19 protein-coding genes are annotated in these 18,183 nt (G+C 71.2%); 12 read left to right on the top strand and 7 right to left on the bottom strand.

Annotation, left to right across the window (positions count from 1 at the left end; all coding sequences use genetic code 11):
* Positions 1-107: 107 nt before the first annotated feature.
* The 9 genes from AB0C30_RS50550 to AB0C30_RS50510 all read left to right on the top strand — a co-directional run bounded on the left by AB0C30_RS50550 (position 108) and on the right by AB0C30_RS50510 (position 9,234).
* The gene (locus AB0C30_RS50550; protein WP_357957988.1) at positions 108-545 is read left to right on the top strand and encodes a VOC family protein; all 438 of its coding nucleotides are present in this window, start codon (positions 108-110) and stop codon (positions 543-545) included.
* 36 nt (positions 546-581) lie between these two features.
* Complete coding sequence (locus tag AB0C30_RS50545; RefSeq protein WP_357957927.1) at positions 582-749, top strand: hypothetical protein; 168 nt, start codon at positions 582-584, stop codon at positions 747-749.
* Positions 750-794: 45 nt separating this feature from the next.
* The gene (locus tag AB0C30_RS50540; protein WP_357957925.1) at positions 795-1,784 is read left to right on the top strand and encodes an NAD-dependent epimerase/dehydratase family protein; all 990 of its coding nucleotides are present in this window, start codon (positions 795-797) and stop codon (positions 1,782-1,784) included.
* Positions 1,781-2,971 carry an L-2-hydroxyglutarate oxidase gene (lhgO, locus tag AB0C30_RS50535; protein WP_357957923.1) on the top strand — a complete coding sequence of 397 codons (1,191 nt, stop codon included), beginning with the start codon at positions 1,781-1,783 and terminating at the stop codon, positions 2,969-2,971. The genes AB0C30_RS50540 and lhgO overlap by 4 nt, the downstream gene beginning before the upstream one ends.
* Positions 2,972-2,985: 14 nt before the next feature.
* Complete coding sequence (locus AB0C30_RS50530) at positions 2,986-3,681, top strand: response regulator transcription factor (RefSeq protein ID WP_357957986.1); 696 nt, start codon at positions 2,986-2,988, stop codon at positions 3,679-3,681.
* Positions 3,681-5,102, top strand: coding sequence for a HAMP domain-containing sensor histidine kinase (locus AB0C30_RS50525; protein WP_357957921.1), 1,422 nt, complete (start codon positions 3,681-3,683; stop codon positions 5,100-5,102). The genes AB0C30_RS50530 and AB0C30_RS50525 overlap by 1 nt, the downstream gene beginning before the upstream one ends.
* Before the next feature lie 65 nt (positions 5,103-5,167).
* On the top strand, positions 5,168-5,824 hold the full coding sequence (locus AB0C30_RS50520; RefSeq protein ID WP_357957984.1) for a response regulator transcription factor: 657 nt from the start codon (positions 5,168-5,170) through the stop codon (positions 5,822-5,824).
* A 9-nt stretch (positions 5,825-5,833) separates the two neighbouring features.
* Complete coding sequence (locus tag AB0C30_RS50515) at positions 5,834-7,564, top strand: ABC transporter (RefSeq protein ID WP_357957919.1); 1,731 nt, start codon at positions 5,834-5,836, stop codon at positions 7,562-7,564.
* Positions 7,561-9,234 carry a GTPase gene (locus AB0C30_RS50510; RefSeq protein ID WP_357957917.1) on the top strand — a complete coding sequence of 558 codons (1,674 nt, stop codon included), beginning with the start codon at positions 7,561-7,563 and terminating at the stop codon, positions 9,232-9,234. The genes AB0C30_RS50515 and AB0C30_RS50510 overlap by 4 nt, the downstream gene beginning before the upstream one ends.
* A 25-nt stretch (positions 9,235-9,259) precedes the next feature.
* Here the strand turns inward: AB0C30_RS50510 and AB0C30_RS50505 are convergent, their stop codons facing one another.
* The 4 genes from AB0C30_RS50505 to tdh are packed head-to-tail and all read right to left on the bottom strand — an operon-like array spanning position 9,260 to position 13,581.
* Complete coding sequence (locus AB0C30_RS50505) at positions 9,260-10,432, bottom strand: MFS transporter (RefSeq protein ID WP_357957915.1); 1,173 nt, start codon at positions 10,430-10,432, stop codon at positions 9,260-9,262.
* Between the two features lie 4 nt (positions 10,433-10,436).
* Positions 10,437-11,351 carry a LysR family transcriptional regulator gene (locus AB0C30_RS50500; protein ID WP_357957913.1) on the bottom strand — a complete coding sequence of 305 codons (915 nt, stop codon included), beginning with the start codon at positions 11,349-11,351 and terminating at the stop codon, positions 10,437-10,439.
* Positions 11,352-11,371: 20 nt separating this feature from the next.
* Entirely contained in the window at positions 11,372-12,553 is a 1,182-nt protein-coding gene (locus AB0C30_RS50495; RefSeq protein WP_357957911.1) for a glycine C-acetyltransferase, read from the bottom strand.
* Positions 12,553-13,581: an L-threonine 3-dehydrogenase gene (gene tdh / locus AB0C30_RS50490; RefSeq protein WP_357957909.1), complete on the bottom strand. Its 1,029-nt coding sequence runs from the start codon at positions 13,579-13,581 to the stop codon at positions 12,553-12,555. The genes AB0C30_RS50495 and tdh overlap by 1 nt, the downstream gene beginning before the upstream one ends.
* 203 nt (positions 13,582-13,784) lie before the next feature.
* Here tdh and AB0C30_RS50485 point away from each other — a divergent pair, with 203 nt between their 5' ends.
* Genes AB0C30_RS50485 through AB0C30_RS50475 form a run of 3 tightly spaced genes read left to right on the top strand, consistent with a single transcriptional unit; the run spans position 13,785 to position 16,156 of the window.
* Positions 13,785-14,978 (top strand): Gfo/Idh/MocA family oxidoreductase, encoded by a 1,194-nt coding sequence (locus AB0C30_RS50485; protein ID WP_357957907.1) that lies wholly within the window; start codon positions 13,785-13,787, stop codon positions 14,976-14,978.
* A 30-nt stretch (positions 14,979-15,008) separates the two neighbouring features.
* Positions 15,009-15,596: an RNA polymerase sigma factor gene (locus tag AB0C30_RS50480; protein WP_357957905.1), complete on the top strand. Its 588-nt coding sequence runs from the start codon at positions 15,009-15,011 to the stop codon at positions 15,594-15,596.
* Positions 15,593-16,156, top strand: a complete 564-nt coding sequence (locus tag AB0C30_RS50475; protein ID WP_357957903.1) for a hypothetical protein — start codon at positions 15,593-15,595, stop codon at positions 16,154-16,156. Before AB0C30_RS50480 ends, AB0C30_RS50475 begins: the two co-directional genes overlap by 4 nt.
* Positions 16,157-16,233: 77 nt before the next feature.
* Here AB0C30_RS50475 and AB0C30_RS50470 read toward each other — a convergent pair whose 3' ends face one another.
* The 3 genes from AB0C30_RS50470 to AB0C30_RS50460 all read right to left on the bottom strand — a co-directional run bounded on the left by AB0C30_RS50470 (position 16,234) and on the right by AB0C30_RS50460 (position 18,172).
* Complete coding sequence (locus AB0C30_RS50470) at positions 16,234-16,500, bottom strand: hypothetical protein (protein WP_357957901.1); 267 nt, start codon at positions 16,498-16,500, stop codon at positions 16,234-16,236.
* A gap of 454 nt (positions 16,501-16,954) precedes the next feature.
* Entirely contained in the window at positions 16,955-17,653 is a 699-nt protein-coding gene (locus AB0C30_RS50465; protein ID WP_357957899.1) for an SDR family oxidoreductase, read from the bottom strand.
* Positions 17,654-17,893: 240 nt separating this feature from the next.
* Positions 17,894-18,172: an alpha/beta hydrolase gene (locus AB0C30_RS50460; RefSeq protein ID WP_357957897.1), complete on the bottom strand. Its 279-nt coding sequence runs from the start codon at positions 18,170-18,172 to the stop codon at positions 17,894-17,896.
* Positions 18,173-18,183: the final 11 nt, after the last annotated feature.

The following is an 18,183-nucleotide window of genomic DNA, read 5'->3' as shown; positions in this document are numbered from 1 at the left end:
AGTTGACGCTGCCGTTCCTGGACTTAGCCGGTGACCTGCGCGAATGTGGAGAGAACGACCCCCCATGCCATGACAGCAGCCAACGGGGAGGATCTGCCGCTGTGGACATGAAGCTTGAGGTCGTGGTGGTGCCGGTCGCCGATGTCGACCGGACCAAGGACTTCTACAAGGCGCTCGGGTGGCGGGAGGACGCCGACGTCGCCGTCGGTGCGGACTTCCGGGTGGTGCAGCTGACCCCGCCCGGCTCGCCGTGCTCGATCATCTTCGGCACCGGGGTCACCTCGGCCGCGCCGGGTTCGACGCAGGGCCTGCATCTGATCGTCGACGACATCGAGGCGGCGCGGGCCGAGCTCGCCGAGCGGGGGGTCGACGTGGCTGAGGTGTTCCACGACGCGGGCGGGGTGTTCCACCGGGCCGGGACCGAGGGACGGGTGGCGGGTCCGGAACCGGACCGCCAGAGCTACGGCTCCTACACCTCCTTCAGTGACCCTGACGGCAACGGCTGGATACTCCAGGAGGTCACCACCCGCCTTCCGGGCCGCTGAGCCCGGATGGCCGGCCTCACGAAAGGAGGCGCCAAGATGCAGGTGACGTATAGCTCGGTGGCCGAGGTGGCTGATGCCCTGCGCCGTGCGGAGGCCGCGCATGGCCAGTACGAGCAGGAGCTCGGGCACGCCGACCCCGACTGGCCGGCCTGGTACGCCCAGTACATGGCCGACGAGCAGGCCAGGGACGCCGCCGCCCGTTGACCGGAAGGTTGATGGATCGCCCAAGTAAGCGCTAGCTTCCTTGGCATGCGCGTCCTGGTCAGCGGTGCCTCGGGGTTCGTCGGCTCGCACGCGGTCACGGCCCTGGTCGCGGCCGGTCATGAGCCATGCCTTCTGGCGAGAAATCCGGAGAAAGTACGTCGGGTCCTGGGTGCCGGGGACTGGGTGATCCGGCAGGGGGACATCCGTGACGCGCCGGCCGTACGGGCCGCTCTGGAGGGGTGTGACGCGGTGCTGCACGCCGCCGCCGACATGGGGGTCACCGGCCACGGGGCGGACCTGCGCGGGTCCAACGTCGTCGGGCTGCGCAACGTGCTCGGGCAGGCCGCCGAGCTGGGGCTGGATCCGATCGTGCACGTCTCCACGATCGCGGTGTTCGTGCCGCCCACCGAGCCGTTCATCACCGCCGACAGCCCGCTGGCCAGCCCCAGGAACGCCTACGGCCGGTCCAAGGTCGAAGGCGAGCGGTACGCCAGGGAGCTCGGCGGCGTGACCATCGTCTATCCGGGCGGCATCATCGGGCCGGGCCAGCCGACGCTCGACGCGCTCAACGAGGGGCTCCGCGCGGGCCTGCGGTGGGGCTGGCCGATCGTGCCAGGTGGGGTGGGCGTGCTGGACGTCCGGGATCTGGCCGTCGCGCTGGCCCGCTGTTTCACTCCCGGCCGCCGGGACCGCCGCTACCTGCTTGGGGGACATTTCCTGACCTGGAGGCAGTTGGCCGCCATATGCGCGGAGGTGACGGGACGGGCGGGCCTGACCTACCGGATGCCCGGTGGCCTGCTGCGCGGGATGGCCGCGACGCTCGACGGGCTCAAGCGGCTGGCGCCCATCGACTACCCCCTCACCCGTGACGCGGCCGACTTCATGCTCACCCTGGTCTCCACCGACGACGGCCCCGCGCTCAAGGACCTCGGCCTCACCCTGCGCCCGGTGGAAGACACCGTTTCGGATACATTGCGGTGGTTGACCGCTGAAGGCCACCTGGATCCCGCCAGAATCGGCAAACTGGCGCTGTGACAGAGAAGATCGGTGTCATCGGGGCCGGCATCGTCGGCCTGGCGGTCGCCCGCGAGCTCGCCACCACGCGGGGTGCCGAGGTGACGGTCCTCGAAAAGGAGGACCGCGTCGGCGCGCACCAGACCGGACACAACAGCGGCGTCGTCCACGCGGGCATCTATTACCCGCCGGGCTCGCTCAAGGCCAGGCTCTGCCGTGAGGGCGTGGCGCTGCTCAAGGAGTACTGCGCCCAGCACCACCTGCCGTACGAGGAGGTCGGGAAGCTGGTCGTGGCCTCCACCAGCGCGGAGCGGCCACGGCTCGCGGCGCTGGCGGAGCGGGCCAGGGCGAACGGCGTGCCCGGCATCACCGAGCTGGACGCGCTCGGCCTGCGCGAGATCGAGCCGCACGCCGTCGGCGTCGGCGCGGTCCACTCGCCGCACACCGCGATCGCCGACTTCCCCGCCGTCGCGCGCCGGCTGGCGCTCGACGTGGCCGAGCTGGGCGGTTCGGTACGGCTGGAACACCCGGTCAGGGCGATCAGGGAGACCGCCGGGAGCGTCGAGGTGCTGGCCGCCGGTCGGCGCTTCGCCTTCGACCGGCTGGTGATCTGCGCCGGGCTGGGCACCGACGCGGTGGCCCGGATGGCGGGCCGGCCGGGCGACATCAGGATCGTGCCGTTCAGAGGCGAGTACTACGCGCTCGACGGCGCGGCCAGGGATCTCGTGCGCGGTCTGATCTACCCGGTGCCCGACCCCCGTTACCCGTTCCTCGGCGTCCACCTGACCAGGCACATCGACGGCGAGGTCCTGGTCGGGCCGAACGCGGTGCTCGCGCTCGCGTACGAGGGCTACCGGGGTTACAACCTCCGTAATTCCTGGCAGATTCTGCGCTGGCCGGGCACCATGCGCATGGCCCGGCAGCACTGGCGCACCGGGCTCAAGGAGGTGCACGGCTCACTGGTCAAGGGGGCCTTCGTCCGGGCCGCGCGCCGCTACGTGCCCGAGCTCACCGCCTCCGACCTGCGGCGAACCGAGGGCGGGGTACGCGCCCAGGCCGTGGCGAAGGACGGCCGGCTGGTCGACGACTTCGCCGTGGACGTGGAAGGCAGGGTCGTGCTGGTACGCAACGCGCCGTCCCCCGCGGCCACCTCCAGCCTGGCGATTGCTCGGCACATCTCCGGAATTGTCCCAGCACTCGTTCGGTGAGGGCATCCTTGGAGATGATGGAAGCGCGACTGTTGATCGTCGAGGACGACCCCAACATCCTCGAACTCCTCGCCGCGAGCCTGAGGTTCGCGGGTTTCGACGTGTCCACCGCCAAGAGCGGCCTGGACGCCGTCACCGCCGTCCAGCGGCACCGTCCTGACCTGGTCGTCCTTGACGTCATGCTGCCCGACCTCGACGGTTTCGAGATCGTCCGGCGGCTGCGCGGCGGGGGTGTGCACGTGCCCGTGGTCTTCCTGACCGCGCGCGACGAGACCGAGGACAAGATCCGCGGACTGACGATCGGCGGCGACGACTACGTCACCAAGCCGTTCAGCCTCGAAGAGGTGGTCGCCAGGATCCACGCGGTGCTCCGCCGTACCAGTGGGGAGTCGCCGGCGCCGCCGCCCAGGCTGACGTTCGCCGACATCGAGCTGGACGAGGAGAGCCACGAGGTGTGGCGCGGCGGCAACGCCGTGTCGCTGTCGCCGACCGAGTTCAAGCTGCTGCGCTACTTCATGACGAACGCGGGCCGGGTGCTGTCGAAGCCGCAGATCCTCGACCACGTCTGGGACTACGACTTCAGGGGCGAGGTCGGGATCGTCGAGTCCTACGTGTCGGTGCTCCGCCGTAAGATCGACAACCGCAACCCGCGGCTCATTCACACGCTGCGCGGTGTCGGATACGTCCTGCGGCTGCCGCCGAGTCCGTGATGCGCGGCCTGCCGCTCAGGATCAAGCTCATCGCCGCGATGCTGGCGCTGCTCGGCGTCGGGCTGACCTTCATCGGCGTGGTGAGCGTCTCCGTGCTGCACGGCTACCTGATGAACCGGGTCGACAGCCAGATCCAGCTCCTGGCCGTACGCGTGGAGAACAAGCTCAAGCACGACCAGGAGAAGCGCAACCGGGGCAAAGAGACCAACGACAAGATGGCGCTGATCGAGTCCGACACGATCGTGCTGGTGAAGCCGCCGGGCGGGGCGCTGGCGCCGGTGTTCGGCGACCGCGACGTCGACGCGCGGCCGCGGCCCCTGCTGTCGACCGCGCCGGGCGCGAACCTCTACACGACGCGGGCGGTCAGGGGCGACGGCGAGTGGCGGGTGCTGCAGACCTCGACGGTGGTGGGCGACTACGTGATCGCCGCGGACCTGGGGGAGGTCAGGGACATCACCCGGCGGCTCGGCCTCATCGAACTGCTGGGCGGCGGCGGCATCCTGCTCATCCTCGCCGTCGTGGGCGTCGCGATGGTCCGGCGGAGCATGCGTCCGCTGGCCGAGATCGAGAGCACGGCCGAGGCCATCGCCGGGGGTGAGCTCGGCCGCCGGGTGCCGGCCGGCGACCCGCGTACGGAGGTGGGCCGCCTGGCCCTGTCCCTCAACGGGATGCTCGCGCAGATCGAGGCCGCGTTCACCGCCCGGTCCGCGTCCGAGGCGGCGGCCCGCCGCTCCGAGGACCGGATGCGCCAGTTCATCGGCGACGCCTCGCACGAGCTGCGCACCCCGCTCACCTCGATCCGCGGCTTCGCCGAGTACGCCAGGCAGAACCAGAAGGCCGACCCCGCCGAGCTGATGCAGCGCGTGGAGAAGGCCGCGGGCAGAATGAGCCTGCTCGTCGACGACCTGCTGCTGCTCGCCCGCGTCGACCAGCAGCGCCCGCTGCGCATGCGGCCGGTCGACATGCTGGCGCTGGCCGCCGACGCCGTGCACGACGCGCGCATCCTGGCGCCCGACCGGGTGATCAGCCTGGACGTCGTCGGCGGTGCGGCCCTCATCGTCTCCGGTGACGAGGTACGCCTGCGCCAGGTGGTCACCAACCTCATGACCAACGCCCTGACCCACACCGAACCGGGCACTCCGGTGACGGTGCGAGTGGGGGCAGGGGCCGACAAGGCGTTCCTGGAAGTGGGAGACAAGGGGCCCGGCCTCACGCCCGAGCAGGTCGAGCGGGTGTTCGAGCGGTTCTACCGGGCCGACTCGGCCAGATCGCGGCACCGCTCGGGCGAGGACCGGGGCAGCGGGCTCGGCCTGGCCATTGTGCAGGCGCTGGTACAGGCGCACGGCGGCACGGTGCTGCTGGACAGCGCGCCGGGCTCGGGCTCCACCTTCCGGGTCGAACTCCCACTCGCCTTGGAGTGAGCGTTCAGCTATTCCTCAGCCTCCTGAGTCACTCTGAGTAGGTGACTAGACCCGAGGCGCTGATCATGGTGGTGGACGACGAGCCCAGCATCCGAGACCTGCTGTCCGCGAGTCTGCGCTTCTCCGGCTTCGAGGTGCTGACCGCCGCCGACGGCTACGAGGCCGTGGAGGTGGCCGAGCGGACCACTCCTGACCTGGTGGTGCTCGACGTCATGCTGCCCGATCTCGATGGGTTCGAGGTGGCCAGGCGGATCGGCGTACCGGTGCTCTTCCTGACCGCCCGCGACAACACCGAGGACAAGATCGTCGGGCTGGGCGTGGGCGACGACTACGTGACCAAGCCGTTCAGCCTGGAGGAGGTCCAGGCCAGGATCCGCGCGGTGCTCCGCCGTACCCGAGGGGAGAACACCCCCGCGAGCCGCCTCCAGGTCGCCGACCTGGAGCTGGACGAGGAGGCCCGCGAGGTCTGGCGCAACGGGCGGCAGGTACGACTGTCGCCGACCGAGTTCAAGCTGCTGCACTACTTCATGTCCAACGCCGGGCGGGTGCTGTCCAAGGCGCAGATCCTCGACCACGTGTGGAACTACGACTTCGGCGGCGACGCCGGCGTGGTCGAGTCATACGTCTCCTACCTGCGGCGCAAGGTCGACGACGTCGAGCCCAGGCTCATCCACACGCTGCGCAGCGTCGGATATGTGCTGCGGGAGCCCCCGGCGGGCTAGCGTGGTCCTATGGATCTGCTGGGCGCGTTGGAGGGGTTGCGCCACCGGCTCGATCGCGAGCTGTTCCCGCTCGAGATCGGCCCGGCCGCCGACGACCGTCGCGCGCTCAAGGAGCTGACCGGGCAGCTCGACGACTACCTGCTGCCCAGGCTGCGGGCCATCGACGCGCCGCTGCTGGCCGTGGTCGGCGGCTCCACCGGGGCGGGGAAGTCGACCCTGGTCAACTCGCTGGTCGGGGCCGACGTCGCCGAGCCGGGCGTGCTGCGGCCCACCACGCTGGTGCCGACGCTGGTGGTGAGCCCGGCCGACCGCGACTGGTTCATGGGCCAGAACGTGCTCCCCGGGCTGTCGCGCGCCACCGGATCGGCTGCGGGTGCCCTGCGGGTGGTCACCTCCTCGTCGCTCGGCGCCGGGCTGGCGCTGCTGGACGCGCCCGACATCGACTCGGTGGTGACCGCGAACCGCGAACTGGCCGCCCAACTGCTGGCCGCCGCCGACCTGTGGCTGTTCGTCACCACCGCCGCCCGCTACGCCGACGAGGTGCCGTGGAGCTTCCTGCGCTCCGCGCGCGAACGCAGTACGGCCCTGGCCCTCGTGCTCGACCGCGTGCCCGCCGAGGCCGTCGAGCCCGTCACCCGCGACCTCGAACGCCTGCTGGTCGAGAACGGCCTCGACGGCACCCGGCTGTTCACCGTGCCCGAGGCGGCGCTGCCGTCGGAGAAGGCGCGGCTGCCCGCCGAGCTGGTCTCGCCGATCTCCGCCTGGCTGGCCGAGCTGGCCGCCGACGCGGCCGAACGGTCCCGTGTCGTCCGGCAGACGCTGTCCGGGGCGCTCGACAGCCTGGTCACGCGGGTGCCGCTGCTGGCCGACGCCGTGACGCGGCAGCAGGCCGGGTTCGACGGGCTGCGGTCCATCGTGTCGGGGGCCTACGCGGGCGGGCTGGCCGACTTCGACGAGGGCATGCGCGACGGGTCGCTGCTGCGCGGCGAGGTGCTGGCCCGCTGGCAGGACTTCATCGGCACCGGCGACCTGATGCGGTCGCTGGAGAGCCGAGTCGGCTGGCTGCGTGACCGGATCGCCGGATTCTTCACCGGGCGGGCGCCTGCCGCGTCGCTGCGGGACGCGCTGGAGAGCGGCGTCGAGACACTGATCAGAGGCGCCGCCGACGGGGCCGCCGAACGCAGCCTGGAAGGCTGGTCGGCCGCTCCCGGCGGGCCCGGGATCATCGCCCGCGTCGGCGCGGTGGACGCGGCCCGGCTCGGCCGGACCTCGCCCGACCTGGGCAAGCGGGCGTCGGCGGCAGTGCGGGGATGGCAGGAGTACGTTCTCGACCTCGTACGCCACGAGGGCGCCGAGAAGCGGACCACGGCCAGGATCGCCTCCTTCGGGGTGAACGGGGCCGGGCTGCTGTTGATGCTGGCCGTTTTCGCCTCCACGGGTGGGCTGACGGGGATCGAGGTGGGGATCGCGGGCGGTACGAGCGTGCTGTCGCAGAAGCTGCTGGAGGCGGTGTTCGGCGATCAGGCGGTGCGGACGCTGACCGTGCAGGCGCGGGACGATCTGCGGGAGCGGGTGCGGGTGCTGCTGGAGGAGGAGGCGGGGCGGTTCACCGCGCTGCTCTCGGAGGTCGAGCCACCTGCCGGAGCGGCGGACGCCCTGCGGGAGGCCGCTCAATCGGTCCGGGCGCATCGCGCCGAGCTGCCGCCGGGCCCGGCGCCGATCGAAAGTGAGGGGCCGTGAAGCTGCTGCGCCGTAAGGAGGGGCCCTCGCTGGACTCCCGGCTGGCCGCGCTGCTGGAGGCGGCCGAGCTGGCCGAGGGGAGATTGCCGGCCGACCTGGTGTCCAACGCGCGGGCGGTGGCGGAGCGGGCCGGGACGCGCCGGAGCCTGTCGGTCGATCACACGGTGGCAGCGCTGGCCGGGGCCACGGGGAGCGGTAAGTCGTCGCTGTTCAACGCACTGGCCGGGGATGAGCTGGCGGCCGTGGGCGTCACCCGGCCGACCACTTCGACCGCGCAGGCGGCGCTGTGGGACGGGACGGGCGCGGGTCCGCTGCTCGACTGGCTGGAGATCCCCCAACGGCACACCCCACAGACCCCAGTCGAGCCCACTGCGCCTGCCGATGCTGATTTTTCCGGACTTATCCTGCTAGACCTCCCCGACCATGACTCCATCAGGCTGGCGCACCGCCTGGAGGTCGACCGGCTGGTGGAGCTCGTGGATCTGCTGGTGTGGGTGCTGGACCCGCAGAAGTACGCCGACGCGGCGGTGCACGAGCGCTACCTGCGCCCGCTGTCCGGCCACCGGGACGTGATGGTGGTGGTGCTCAACCAGATCGACCGCCTGCCGCCCCACGCGGTGGACCGGTGCCTGCGCGACCTGCGCCGCCTCCTGGACGACGACGGGCTGACCGGGGTGCCCATCCTCGGCGTCTCCGCGCGCACCGGCGCGGGCCTGGCCGACCTGCGCGAGCTGCTGGCCAAGCGGGTGGCCGAGCGCCGCTCCTGGTCCGCCCGCCTGTCCGCCGACGTGTCCGCCGCCGCCGACCGACTGGCCGACCCATCCCATGGCGCCGGTACGCCGGGTGGTGCGGTGGCGGGGCTGGGTAGGCCGGGTAGTGCGGTGGCAGGCCTGGGGACGCCGCTCACCGACGCGTTGTCCGAGGCCGCCGGGGTGCCGCTGGTCGTGGCGGCCGTCAGCAAGGGGCACCGGCATCGGGCCGTGGTCGCCACCGGCTGGCCCGTCACCAAGTGGGTCCGGCGGTTCCGGCCCGATCCGTTGCGCAGGCTGCGTATCGGTACGAGCAGCGCGGCCAAGTCGGCCGACCGGGAGATCGTCGGCCGCACGTCCGTTCCGGCTGCTTCGGCCGTACAGAAGGCGCAGGTCGAGACCGCTCTCAGGGACGTCGGCGAGGCGGCGGCGAGCGACCTGGCGGGGGTGTGGGCGGCGGCGGTGCGGCAGGCGGCGCGGTCGCGGGCCGGGGACCTGGCCGACGCCGTGGACCGGGCGGTGGCGACGACCTCGCTCGGGGCGACCCGGCGGCCGAGGTGGTGGCGGGCGGTTGGAGTGCTGCAGTGGCTGGTGTTCGCCGTCATGGTGGCCGGTGGGCTCTGGCTGGGGGCGCTGTTCGGCATGGACTACCTGCGCCTGCCCCAGCCACCCCTGCCGACGGTGGGTGTGGTGCCGTGGCCCACGGTGCTGCTGGGTGGGGGTGCGCTGGCCGGGGTGGTCATCGCGCTGCTGTCCCGGCTGGCGGCCTGGGCGGGTGGGCACCGCCGGGCGCGGCGCGTGGCGAAGACGCTGCGGGCGGCCATCGCCCAGGTGGGCGCCGACTACGTACTTGATCCGGTGGAGGGCGAACTGGCCAGGCACGCCCGCTTCACCGAGGCGATCACCCGAGCCCGCGCCTGACGGCCCCGTACGTGCTCAGGACCGATCAGGGGCGGCCGATGGGCCCCAGGAGGAGGCTCGACAGGATCGCGGCCAGACCGGCGAAACCGGCGGCCACCAGGAACGGCAACGACGGCCCGAACTGCTGCGCCACCACCCCCGCCACCCCCGCCCCCGCCGCGGCCCCCATGCTCACCGCCGTCGACACCCACCCGAACGCCTCCGCCTGCGCCCCCGGCGCGAACTCGTCCACCAGCAGGGACGTGGTCGTCAGCGCGGGGTTGACCATGAGCCCCCCGGCGAAGAGCACCACCCAGAACAAGGGCAGCGAGGACACCAGCACCAGCGGCGCCAACGCGAGACCGAAGACCAGGAGCAGCCCGCTCAGCCTGAGGGCGGGCGCGGCGGCCCACTGGCGGGCGCCGTAGACGGCCGCTCCGGCGACGCCGCCCAGCGCCAGCGCCGCCACCAGCGGGCCCGTCGCGGCCGGAATGCCCCGAGCCACCGCGAGAGCGGGCACCCCGACGTCCAGCGCGCCGATGGCCCCGCCGAGCAGGACGACCACGCCGAGCAGCACGCGCATGCCGACGTGCCGGAACACCCGGCCCCGGCCCGCCGACAGCGAGGGACCGGTGACCTTCAGCACCCGCGAGAAGGCCAGCGTGCCCGCGCCCGCGGCGGCTGCCACCACACCCAGCCCCACTGACGCCGACACCAGCGCGATCAGCAGCCCGAACAGCAGCGGGCCTGTGAGGATGGCCAGCTCCTGCACCAGGTACACCAGGCTGTAGGCGGCGGTACGTCCCTCCGCGGCCATCCGGCCGCCCCACTCGATGCGCATCGTCACCGAGATCGGCGGCAGCCCGGCCCCCGCCGTCCAGGCCAGCGCCACGGTCGTCCACCCCGGCCAGCCGGACCCGGCGCCGATCACCAACGCGATCAGGGCCGTGACGTGCGCTGCCGCGCTGACCGCCAGCACCCCGCGCGGCCCTCGCCGGTCGATGAGGCGCCCTTGGACCGGCCGGGCCATCCCCGCGCCGATACCGAACGCCGCCGCGGCCAGCCCCGCCAGTACGAGCGAACCGCTCGACGCCTGCACCACCAGCACGATCCCGGCCGGCGCGACCTGCTGGGTGAGCTGGGCCAGGAACCCGAGCACGGCCTGCGCCGTCACCCCCGGCAGGCCGAATAACTTCCGGTACGGCACGCCTGGTGCCACAGTGTCACCCGTTTCCGAGGGAGCCGGCGATGGTGTGCAGGGTGTCGAGCAACGGCCGGAGAAGAGGGTGGGCCTCGGCGCCACGGCGTACGGCCGCGAAGACGCGTCGCTCGGGACCCGGCGTACGGCGTACCGCCACCCCGGGCAGCACCATGTCACGCAGCGCCAGCCTGGGCACGAGCGCCACCCCCGCACCGGCTCCGACCAGCGCCACCACGGCGCGGAAGTCGTCGGAGCAGTGCGCGAAGTCCGGCGAGAAGCCGGCCTGCTCGCAGGCGAACGTGATCACGTCGTGGACGGGATTGCCGGGATAGGGGCCGATCCACGTCTCCCCGACGAGATCGCCGAGCCGCACCGAGGCGCCGCCGGAGCTCGCCAGGGGGTGGTCCTGCGGGAGGACCAGGTCGAACGGCTCCGCGTACAGGGCGGACCGGTGCAGGCGGGGGTCGGCCGCGTCGGGTGCGCCTCGGTATTCGACCGCGATGGCCAGGTCGGCCTGATCGTCGAGCAGCATGGACAGGCTGTGGTCGCCCTCGGCGTCGAGCACCCGTACGCGCAGCCCCGGGGAGCCGGTGCGCAGGGCCGTGATGGCGGGGGAGAGCACGGCGCTGATCGCGGTGGCGAAGCAGGCGACCGTCACCTCGCCCGCCGCGCCCGTGGTGTAGGCGGCGACCTCGGCCTCGGCGCGTTCGAGCTGGGCGAGCACCTCGTTGGCGTGGGCCAGCATGATCTGGCCGACGGCGGTCAGGCGCACGCCGCGCGCGTCGCGGGTGAACAGCCGGTGGCCCACCTCGTGTTCCAGCGCCAGGAGCTGCTGGGACACCGCCGACGGGGTTAGGTGCAGGGCGGCGGCCGCGGCGGTGACCGTGCCATGGTCGGCCACCGCGCGCAGCGTACGCAGCCGCCGCGTGTCTATCACGCAGCGAGAATACTCAGCGCCTATACCGGGTGGGGCGTGCGGGCCTTGATGAAGGCGTCGACCGCGCGGTCCACGTCCTCGGCCGAGTGGGCCGCCGACAGCTGGACCCGGATCCGGGCCTTTCCATGGGGGACGACCGGGTAGGAGAAGCCGATCACGTACACGCCGAGCTCCAGCAGCCGCTCGGCCATGGCCCCGGCCTCGGCGGCGTCGCCGATCATCACCGGGGTGATCGGATGGTCGCCGGGCAGGATGTCGAACCCGGCCTCGGCCATCTTGGCGCGGAAGCGCGCGGTGTTGGCGCGCAGCCGCTCGCGCGCCTCGCTGGAGGTCTCCAGCAGGTCGAGGATGCGCAGCGAGGCCGAGGCGATGACCGGGGCGAGCGAGTTGGAGAACAGGTACGGGCGGGAGCGCTGGCGCAGCAGCTCGCAGATCTCCTTGCGCGCCGCCACGTAGCCGCCGCTGGCCCCGCCGAGTGCCTTGCCCAGGGTGCCGGTGATGATGTCCACCCGGTCGGTGACGCCGTGCAGCTCGGGCGTGCCGCGTCCGGTCGGCCCGACGAAGCCCACGGCGTGGGAGTCGTCGACCATGACCATCGCGTCGTAGCGTTCGGCCAGGTCGCAGATGTCGGCCAGCGGCGCCAGGTAGCCGTCCATGGAGAACACGCCGTCGGTCACGATCAGCCGCCGCCGCGCGTCGGACGCCTCCTTCAGCCTGGCCTCCAGCTCGGCCATGTCGCGGTTGGCGTAGCGGTAGCGCCGGGCCTTCGACAGCCGGATGCCGTCGATGATGCTCGCGTGGTTGAGGGCGTCGGAGATCACCGCGTCCTGGGCGTCGAGCAGCGTCTCGAAGACGCCGCCGTTCGCGTCGAAGCACGAGCTGAAGAGGACGGAGTCCTCCTGGCCGAGGAAGTGCGCAAGGCGGCCTTCGAGCTCCTTGTGCACTTCCTGGGTGCCGCAGATGAACCGTACCGAGGCCATCCCGAAGCCCCAGCGGTCGAGCGCCTCCTTGGCGGCCGCGACCACCTCGGGGTGGTCGGCCAGGCCGAGGTAGTTGTTGGCGCAGAAGTTCAGCACCTGTCGCCCGGCCACGCCCACCTGCGAGCTCTGCGGCGTGGTGATCACCCGCTCGGGCTTGTGCAGCCCCGCCTCGGTGATCTCGTCGAGCGTCGCACGCAGCTGATCGCGTACGTTCGTGAACATCAAGCGCTCCAATCCAGGATGACCTTGCCCGTGCGGCCGCTGGCGGCCGTGTCGAAGGCGGCGTCGAACTCGGCGTACGGGTAGCGGTCGGTGATCACCGGGGACAGGTCGAGGCCCTTCTCCAGCAGCACCGACATGTTGTACCAGGTCTCGAACATCTCCCGGCCGTAGATGCCCTTGATGGTGAGCATCGAGGTCACCACCGTGGCCCAGTCGATGGCGAACTCCTCGGCGGGCAGTCCGAGCATCGCGATCTTCCCGCCGTGCGTCATGTTCGCGATCATGTCGCGTACGGCCCGCGGATTGCCGGACATCTCCAGCCCGACGTCGAAGCCCTCCCGCATGCCGAGTCGCTTGATGCCGTCGGCGATCGAGGTCCGCGCGACGTTCAGGGCCAGCGACACTCCGACCTTGCCGGCCAGGTTCAGCCGTTCCTCGCTGACGTCGGTGATCACCACGTTGCGCGCGCCCACGTGCGTGGCCACCGCCGCCGCCATCAGCCCGATCGGGCCCGCGCCCGTGATCAGCACGTCCTCGCCGACCAGCGGAAACGACAGAGCGGTGTGTACGGCGTTGCCGAACGGATCGAAGATGGCCGCCACGTCGGGATGGACCGGCACCCGGTGCACCCATACGTTGGTGGCGGGCAGCGTGACGTATTCGGCGAAGGCGCCGTCCCTGTTGACGCCGAGCCCGATGGTGTTGCGGCACAGATGGCGGCGCCCGGCCATGCAGTTGCGGCACTTGCCGCAGACGATGTGCCCCTCGCCGCTCACCAGGTCGCCGACGGAGATGTCCTCGACGCCGGGCGCGACCTCGACCACGTGCCCGGAGAACTCATGCCCCACGATCAGCGGAAGCTTCAGAGTTTGCCGCGCCCAGTCGTCATATTTCCGGATGTGGAGGTCGGTGCCGCAGATGCCGGTACGCAGCACCCGGATCAGCACCTCGCCCGGCCCCGGTGTGGGCTCCGGCACGTCGGCCAGCCGCAATCCGGGCTCGGCTCGATCCTTGACCAGCGCTTTCATGACCCCAACTCTCCCCTGTGTCCCCGAACCTAACGCACTGTGCCCGCTCCCTGAGGGAGGTGTCCATCGAGGGATTCTTAAGTGCCCCCACAGCTCCCCTTCACGCCCGGCTTCGCGCCCGCCTCCATGACACTCGAGAGCGTGCCCGATTTCGCACTTTCCGCGGTGGTTATTTGCATAAACGAGCGCTAGCCTCTCAAGACGTGGACATCGTCACTGGAGTGGAAGACCTGCGCATCGGAGTCATCGGCCTCGGCATGCGCGCGGACCTGGCCCGCTACGCCCACCGGCCGGGCCAGGGCTCGGTCGTGACCGCGCTCTGCGACACCGACCCCGCGGTGCTGAAGAGCCAGGCTGGGCGCTTCGACGCGGAATTCCTGACCGAGGACTACCGCCGGTTGCTCGACCGCGACGACCTCGACGCGGTTATCGTCCTGACCCCCGACGACACGCACGAGCGCGTCGCGATCGACTGTCTGGAGGCCGGCAAGGCCGTCTACCTGGAGAAACCGCTGGCCATCACCGTGGAGGGCTGCGACAACGTCCTGCGCGCGGCGCGACGTACCGGGACCCGGCTGTACGTCGGGCACAACATGCGCCACATGGGCGTGGTCCGGCTGATGCGCGACATCATCCAGCACGGCGTCATCGGCGAGCCGAAGACGGTCTGGGTACGCCACTTCGTGTCCTACGGCGGCGACTTCTACTTCAAGGACTGGCACGCCGACCGCACCCGGACCACGGGCCTGCTCCTGCAGAAGGCCGCGCACGACCTCGACGTGATCCACTGGCTGGCCGGCGGCTACACGACCCGCGTGAACGCCCTCGGCGACCTCATGCTCTACGGCGACCTGCCGCGCCGCGAGCCGGGCACGCCCAGGCCGGAGGGGTGGCTGAGCGAGTTCGAGTGGCCGCCCACCAGTCGCGTCGACCTCAACCACGTCGTCGACGTCGAGGACGTGTCGGTGATGAACATGCGCCTCGACAACGGCGTCATCGCCGCCTACCAGCAGTGCCACTTCACCCCCGACTACGTGCGCAACTACACGGTCATCGGCACGGAGGGCCGGTTGGAGAACTTCGGCGACGGCCCCGGCGACACGGTCAAGGTCTGGAACACCGGGCCATCGGACTACCGGGAGGATGGCGACATCGCGTACCGGGTGCCCGACGCCACCGGCTCGCACGGTGGCGCCGACGCGGACATCATGCGGGAGTTCTGCGGGTTCGTCCGGGACGGCGGGGCCACCGACACCTCTCCGGTGGCCGCGCGGATGAGCGTCGCCGCCGGCTACATGGCCACGATGTCGCTGCGCGACGGCGGCATGCCGTACGACGTCCCGCCGCTCGACCCGGACCTGGCGGCGTACTTCGACCGGGGACAGCTGGAACTCTGACGCGCGGGCGGACAGTCCCTCTATGTGGATATGTCGACACGTGCCCTGATACGCGCCGGGGATAAGGCGGCCTTCGCGCAGCTCTTCGACGACTACGCGAAGGCCGTGTACAACCATGCCTTCCGCCTGACCGCGAACTGGTCCGCGGCCGAGGACGTGATGGCGCTGACCTTTCTCGAAGCTTGGAGGTTACGCGGCCGGATCGACCCCGAGGGCGGCTCGCTGCGGCCGTGGCTGCTCGGTATCGCCACCAATGTGGCCCGCAACGCCCGCCGGGCCGCCCGCAGGCACGACGACGCGCTGGCCAGGATGCCCAGAGGCGAGAGCGTGCCCGACTTCGCCGACGAGATCGTGGGCCGGATCGACGACGCCGGGCGGCTGGCCGCCGTCCGCGCGGCCTACGACTCGCTGCGCCGCCAGGAGCAGGACGTCTTCGCGCTCTGCGTCTGGTCCGGGCTCGGCTACGCGGAGGCGGCCGAGGCGCTCGGCGTCCCCGTGGGCACCGTACGATCCCGGCTGTCGCGAGCGCGCCAGAAACTCGGCCAACTCGCGGAACCGCCGCCCGCGCCCCGACAGGTAGTAGGTGACCAAGGCCCCACAAAGGAGGAGATCCGATGAGCTGGCCATACGACCGCGATCTTCCCGAGGGCCGTCACCGACTGCTCAAGGAGTTCGTGATGACCGAGATCGACAAGCCGAAGCGGCGCCTGCTGCGGCCCATCGTCCTGGCGCCCGCGCTGGGCCTGGCCGCGGCGGCGGCCGTGGCGATCCCGCTGCTGTTCGGCGGCACCCCCGCGTACGCCATCGCTGACAACCCCGACGGCACCGTCAACATCCAGATCAACGAGGTGAAGGACGCCGACAAGCTCCAGGCGGACCTGCGGGACAAGGGGATCAACGTGGTGGTGAACTACATCCCCCGGGGCAAGAAGTGCAGCCCGCAGCCCCGTGCCGCGCATTTCCTGCCGAAGGAGACGGGACTCGTGGTCTGGCCGCCGCAGGAGGAGGGTTACACCATCGACCCGAGCGTCATCAAGGAGGGACAGACCGGAGTGCTGGAGTTCAGCGTCAGTGAGGGCAACGGCAAAGTCGTGGCGGGCATCTGGGCGCGCGTCGCCGAGGGCCCGGTCGCCGACTGCACGCTGGTCGACACCACGGACGCGCCGCTGTCGCACTGAGCCCACGAGGACGGCAGGCCGCCTGGACGGGGGCGCCTGCCGTACACCGTCATTGGGGACCGTTCGCGGCAAGCGAGTCATTCGGGGTAGGCGGTGCTGAGGATCAGCTCCCTCCACCCGTCGAAGTCGGTGCGGAGTCTGTCGAGTTTGGCTTTCGCGACATTCAGGGCATCCGCTCCCAGAAGCAGCCGCAGGGGCGGGTTCTCCGACCGCACCACGGTGAGGATGGCCTCGGCGGCCCGCTTGGGGTCGCCGGGCTGGCTCCCGTACGTGCCCAGGGTGTCCTCCCGGCGCTTGCCGGCGGTCTCGGAGTAGTCTTCGATGCGGGTTCCCGACTGCCGCATCGAGGGCCCTGACCAGTTCGTACGGGGCCCTCCGGGCGAGCCTCCAGGTGCCATCCGCGCCCGGTGGTGGGCAGGTTCTGCTCGGACATGACGATCAAGTCCCTTCGATGAGCAATGGTCATGACGTGGACCAACGCAACGGCTTCTCGCCGGCGTGGGTGGGGTAGCCGGTGTAGCCGGCTTCACCGGCGCCGCAGAAGGTGGCGGGGCGGGGTGTTCAGAGGCGCGCCGGAGCGTACGCGCTCGACCAGGCCAAGGGTTGGCCGACGCCATCGCGCCGACGCCATCGCGCCGACGCCATCGCGCCGACGTGATGAGGTCGGGTCGAGTTTCTTCGATGTCCTTGGCGCGGGCGCGATGTCGGTGCTGATCCGGTTGAGGGCCCAGCGTGGTCGGCCACTGTCCTGGGGTGGCGAGGAGTTCGTGGACGCAGGTGCTCGACGTGGACTGATCCTCAGGCCAACTGCGGGTAGAGCGCTGTGACGCCTGCGGCCAGCGCGGCCTGCGCCTGGCGGCTGGCGTCGTCCGCGAGGATTTCGTAGGCGCCGGCGGCGATGCCGTCGACGGCGATCCGGGCGATGTCGGCGGGGTCGGACTTGTCCCCGGTGACCGTCCGTGCCATGTCGGTGTCCATGTAGCCGACGTGCAGGCCGGCCACACGGATGCCCTGGTCGGCGAGCTGCACGCGCAGGGCGTTGGTGAGCGACCACTGCGCGGACTTGGCGGCGCAGTAGGCGCCGATCTCCGGGAAACTCACCCAGGACAGGCCGGACAGGATGTTCAGGATCGCGCCGCCGCCGTTGGCCGCGATCTGGGGTACGAAGCCGCGTACCACCGAGAGAGTGCCGAAATAGTGGGTGTCCATCTCCAGGCGGATGTCGTCCGGATCGCCGGTGAGCAGGTCGCTGCCGGTGGCTGAGCCAGCGTTGTTGATCAGGACCGTCACATCGCCTGTGGCCTGGGCAGCGGCCGCCACGGAGGCGGGGTCGGTGATGTCGAGCGCGATCGGCGTGGCGCCCGGCAGGTCGACCTGCCCGGGGTTGCGGGCACCGGCGTAGACGGAGGCGCCGCGGCTGAGCAACTCGGCAGCGAGCGCACGGCCAAACCCCCGGTTGGCTCCGGTGACAAGAACGGTGCTGGTGGACAAGTCCATGGAAAGCTCCTGGTGAAATGAGAAAGGCGCGTTGCATCGCATCTGGTGGGCCGGCCGGGGTTCCGTGTCAGGCCGCGGGGTCAGGTGGCCCGGGCCGATTCCGTGGGCGGCAGGGTGGTGATCAGTACGTAGGGGGCTGTTGGTCATCGAAGGGCAAGATCCCCATCGATTGGTGTCGGCGTTCGGCCCGGAGTGCCAGGCCGGCGAAGGCCGGTGAGGGTGGCGGTGGCGTAGGCGAGGTCAGGTGGTGAGGAAGTGGGTCACCTCAGTGGCGAACTTTCTGGCGTGCTGGAACAGAAAGGCGTGACCGGCGTCGCTGTAGAGAATGAGGGTGGCCGAGTCGAGGTGCTGGACCGCGACGTAGGAAGCATGTGCGGGGAGCATCACGTCGTGCACGCCGTTGGCGTAGCGGACGGGGTGCTTGATGGCTTCCAGTTCTGCTCGCGCCTGGTCGAAGGGGCGCTCCAGGAGCTTGGCCACCGCGGTGAGCAGGCCCTTGTCGCCGCGGACCGACCTCAATCGCCACCCCA

The sequence above is a fragment of the Nonomuraea sp. NPDC048901 genome, assembly GCF_040649695.1.
Taxonomy (GTDB): Bacteria; Actinomycetota; Actinomycetes; order Streptosporangiales; family Streptosporangiaceae; genus Nonomuraea.
This window is presented reverse-complemented; position numbering and strand designations above follow the sequence as displayed.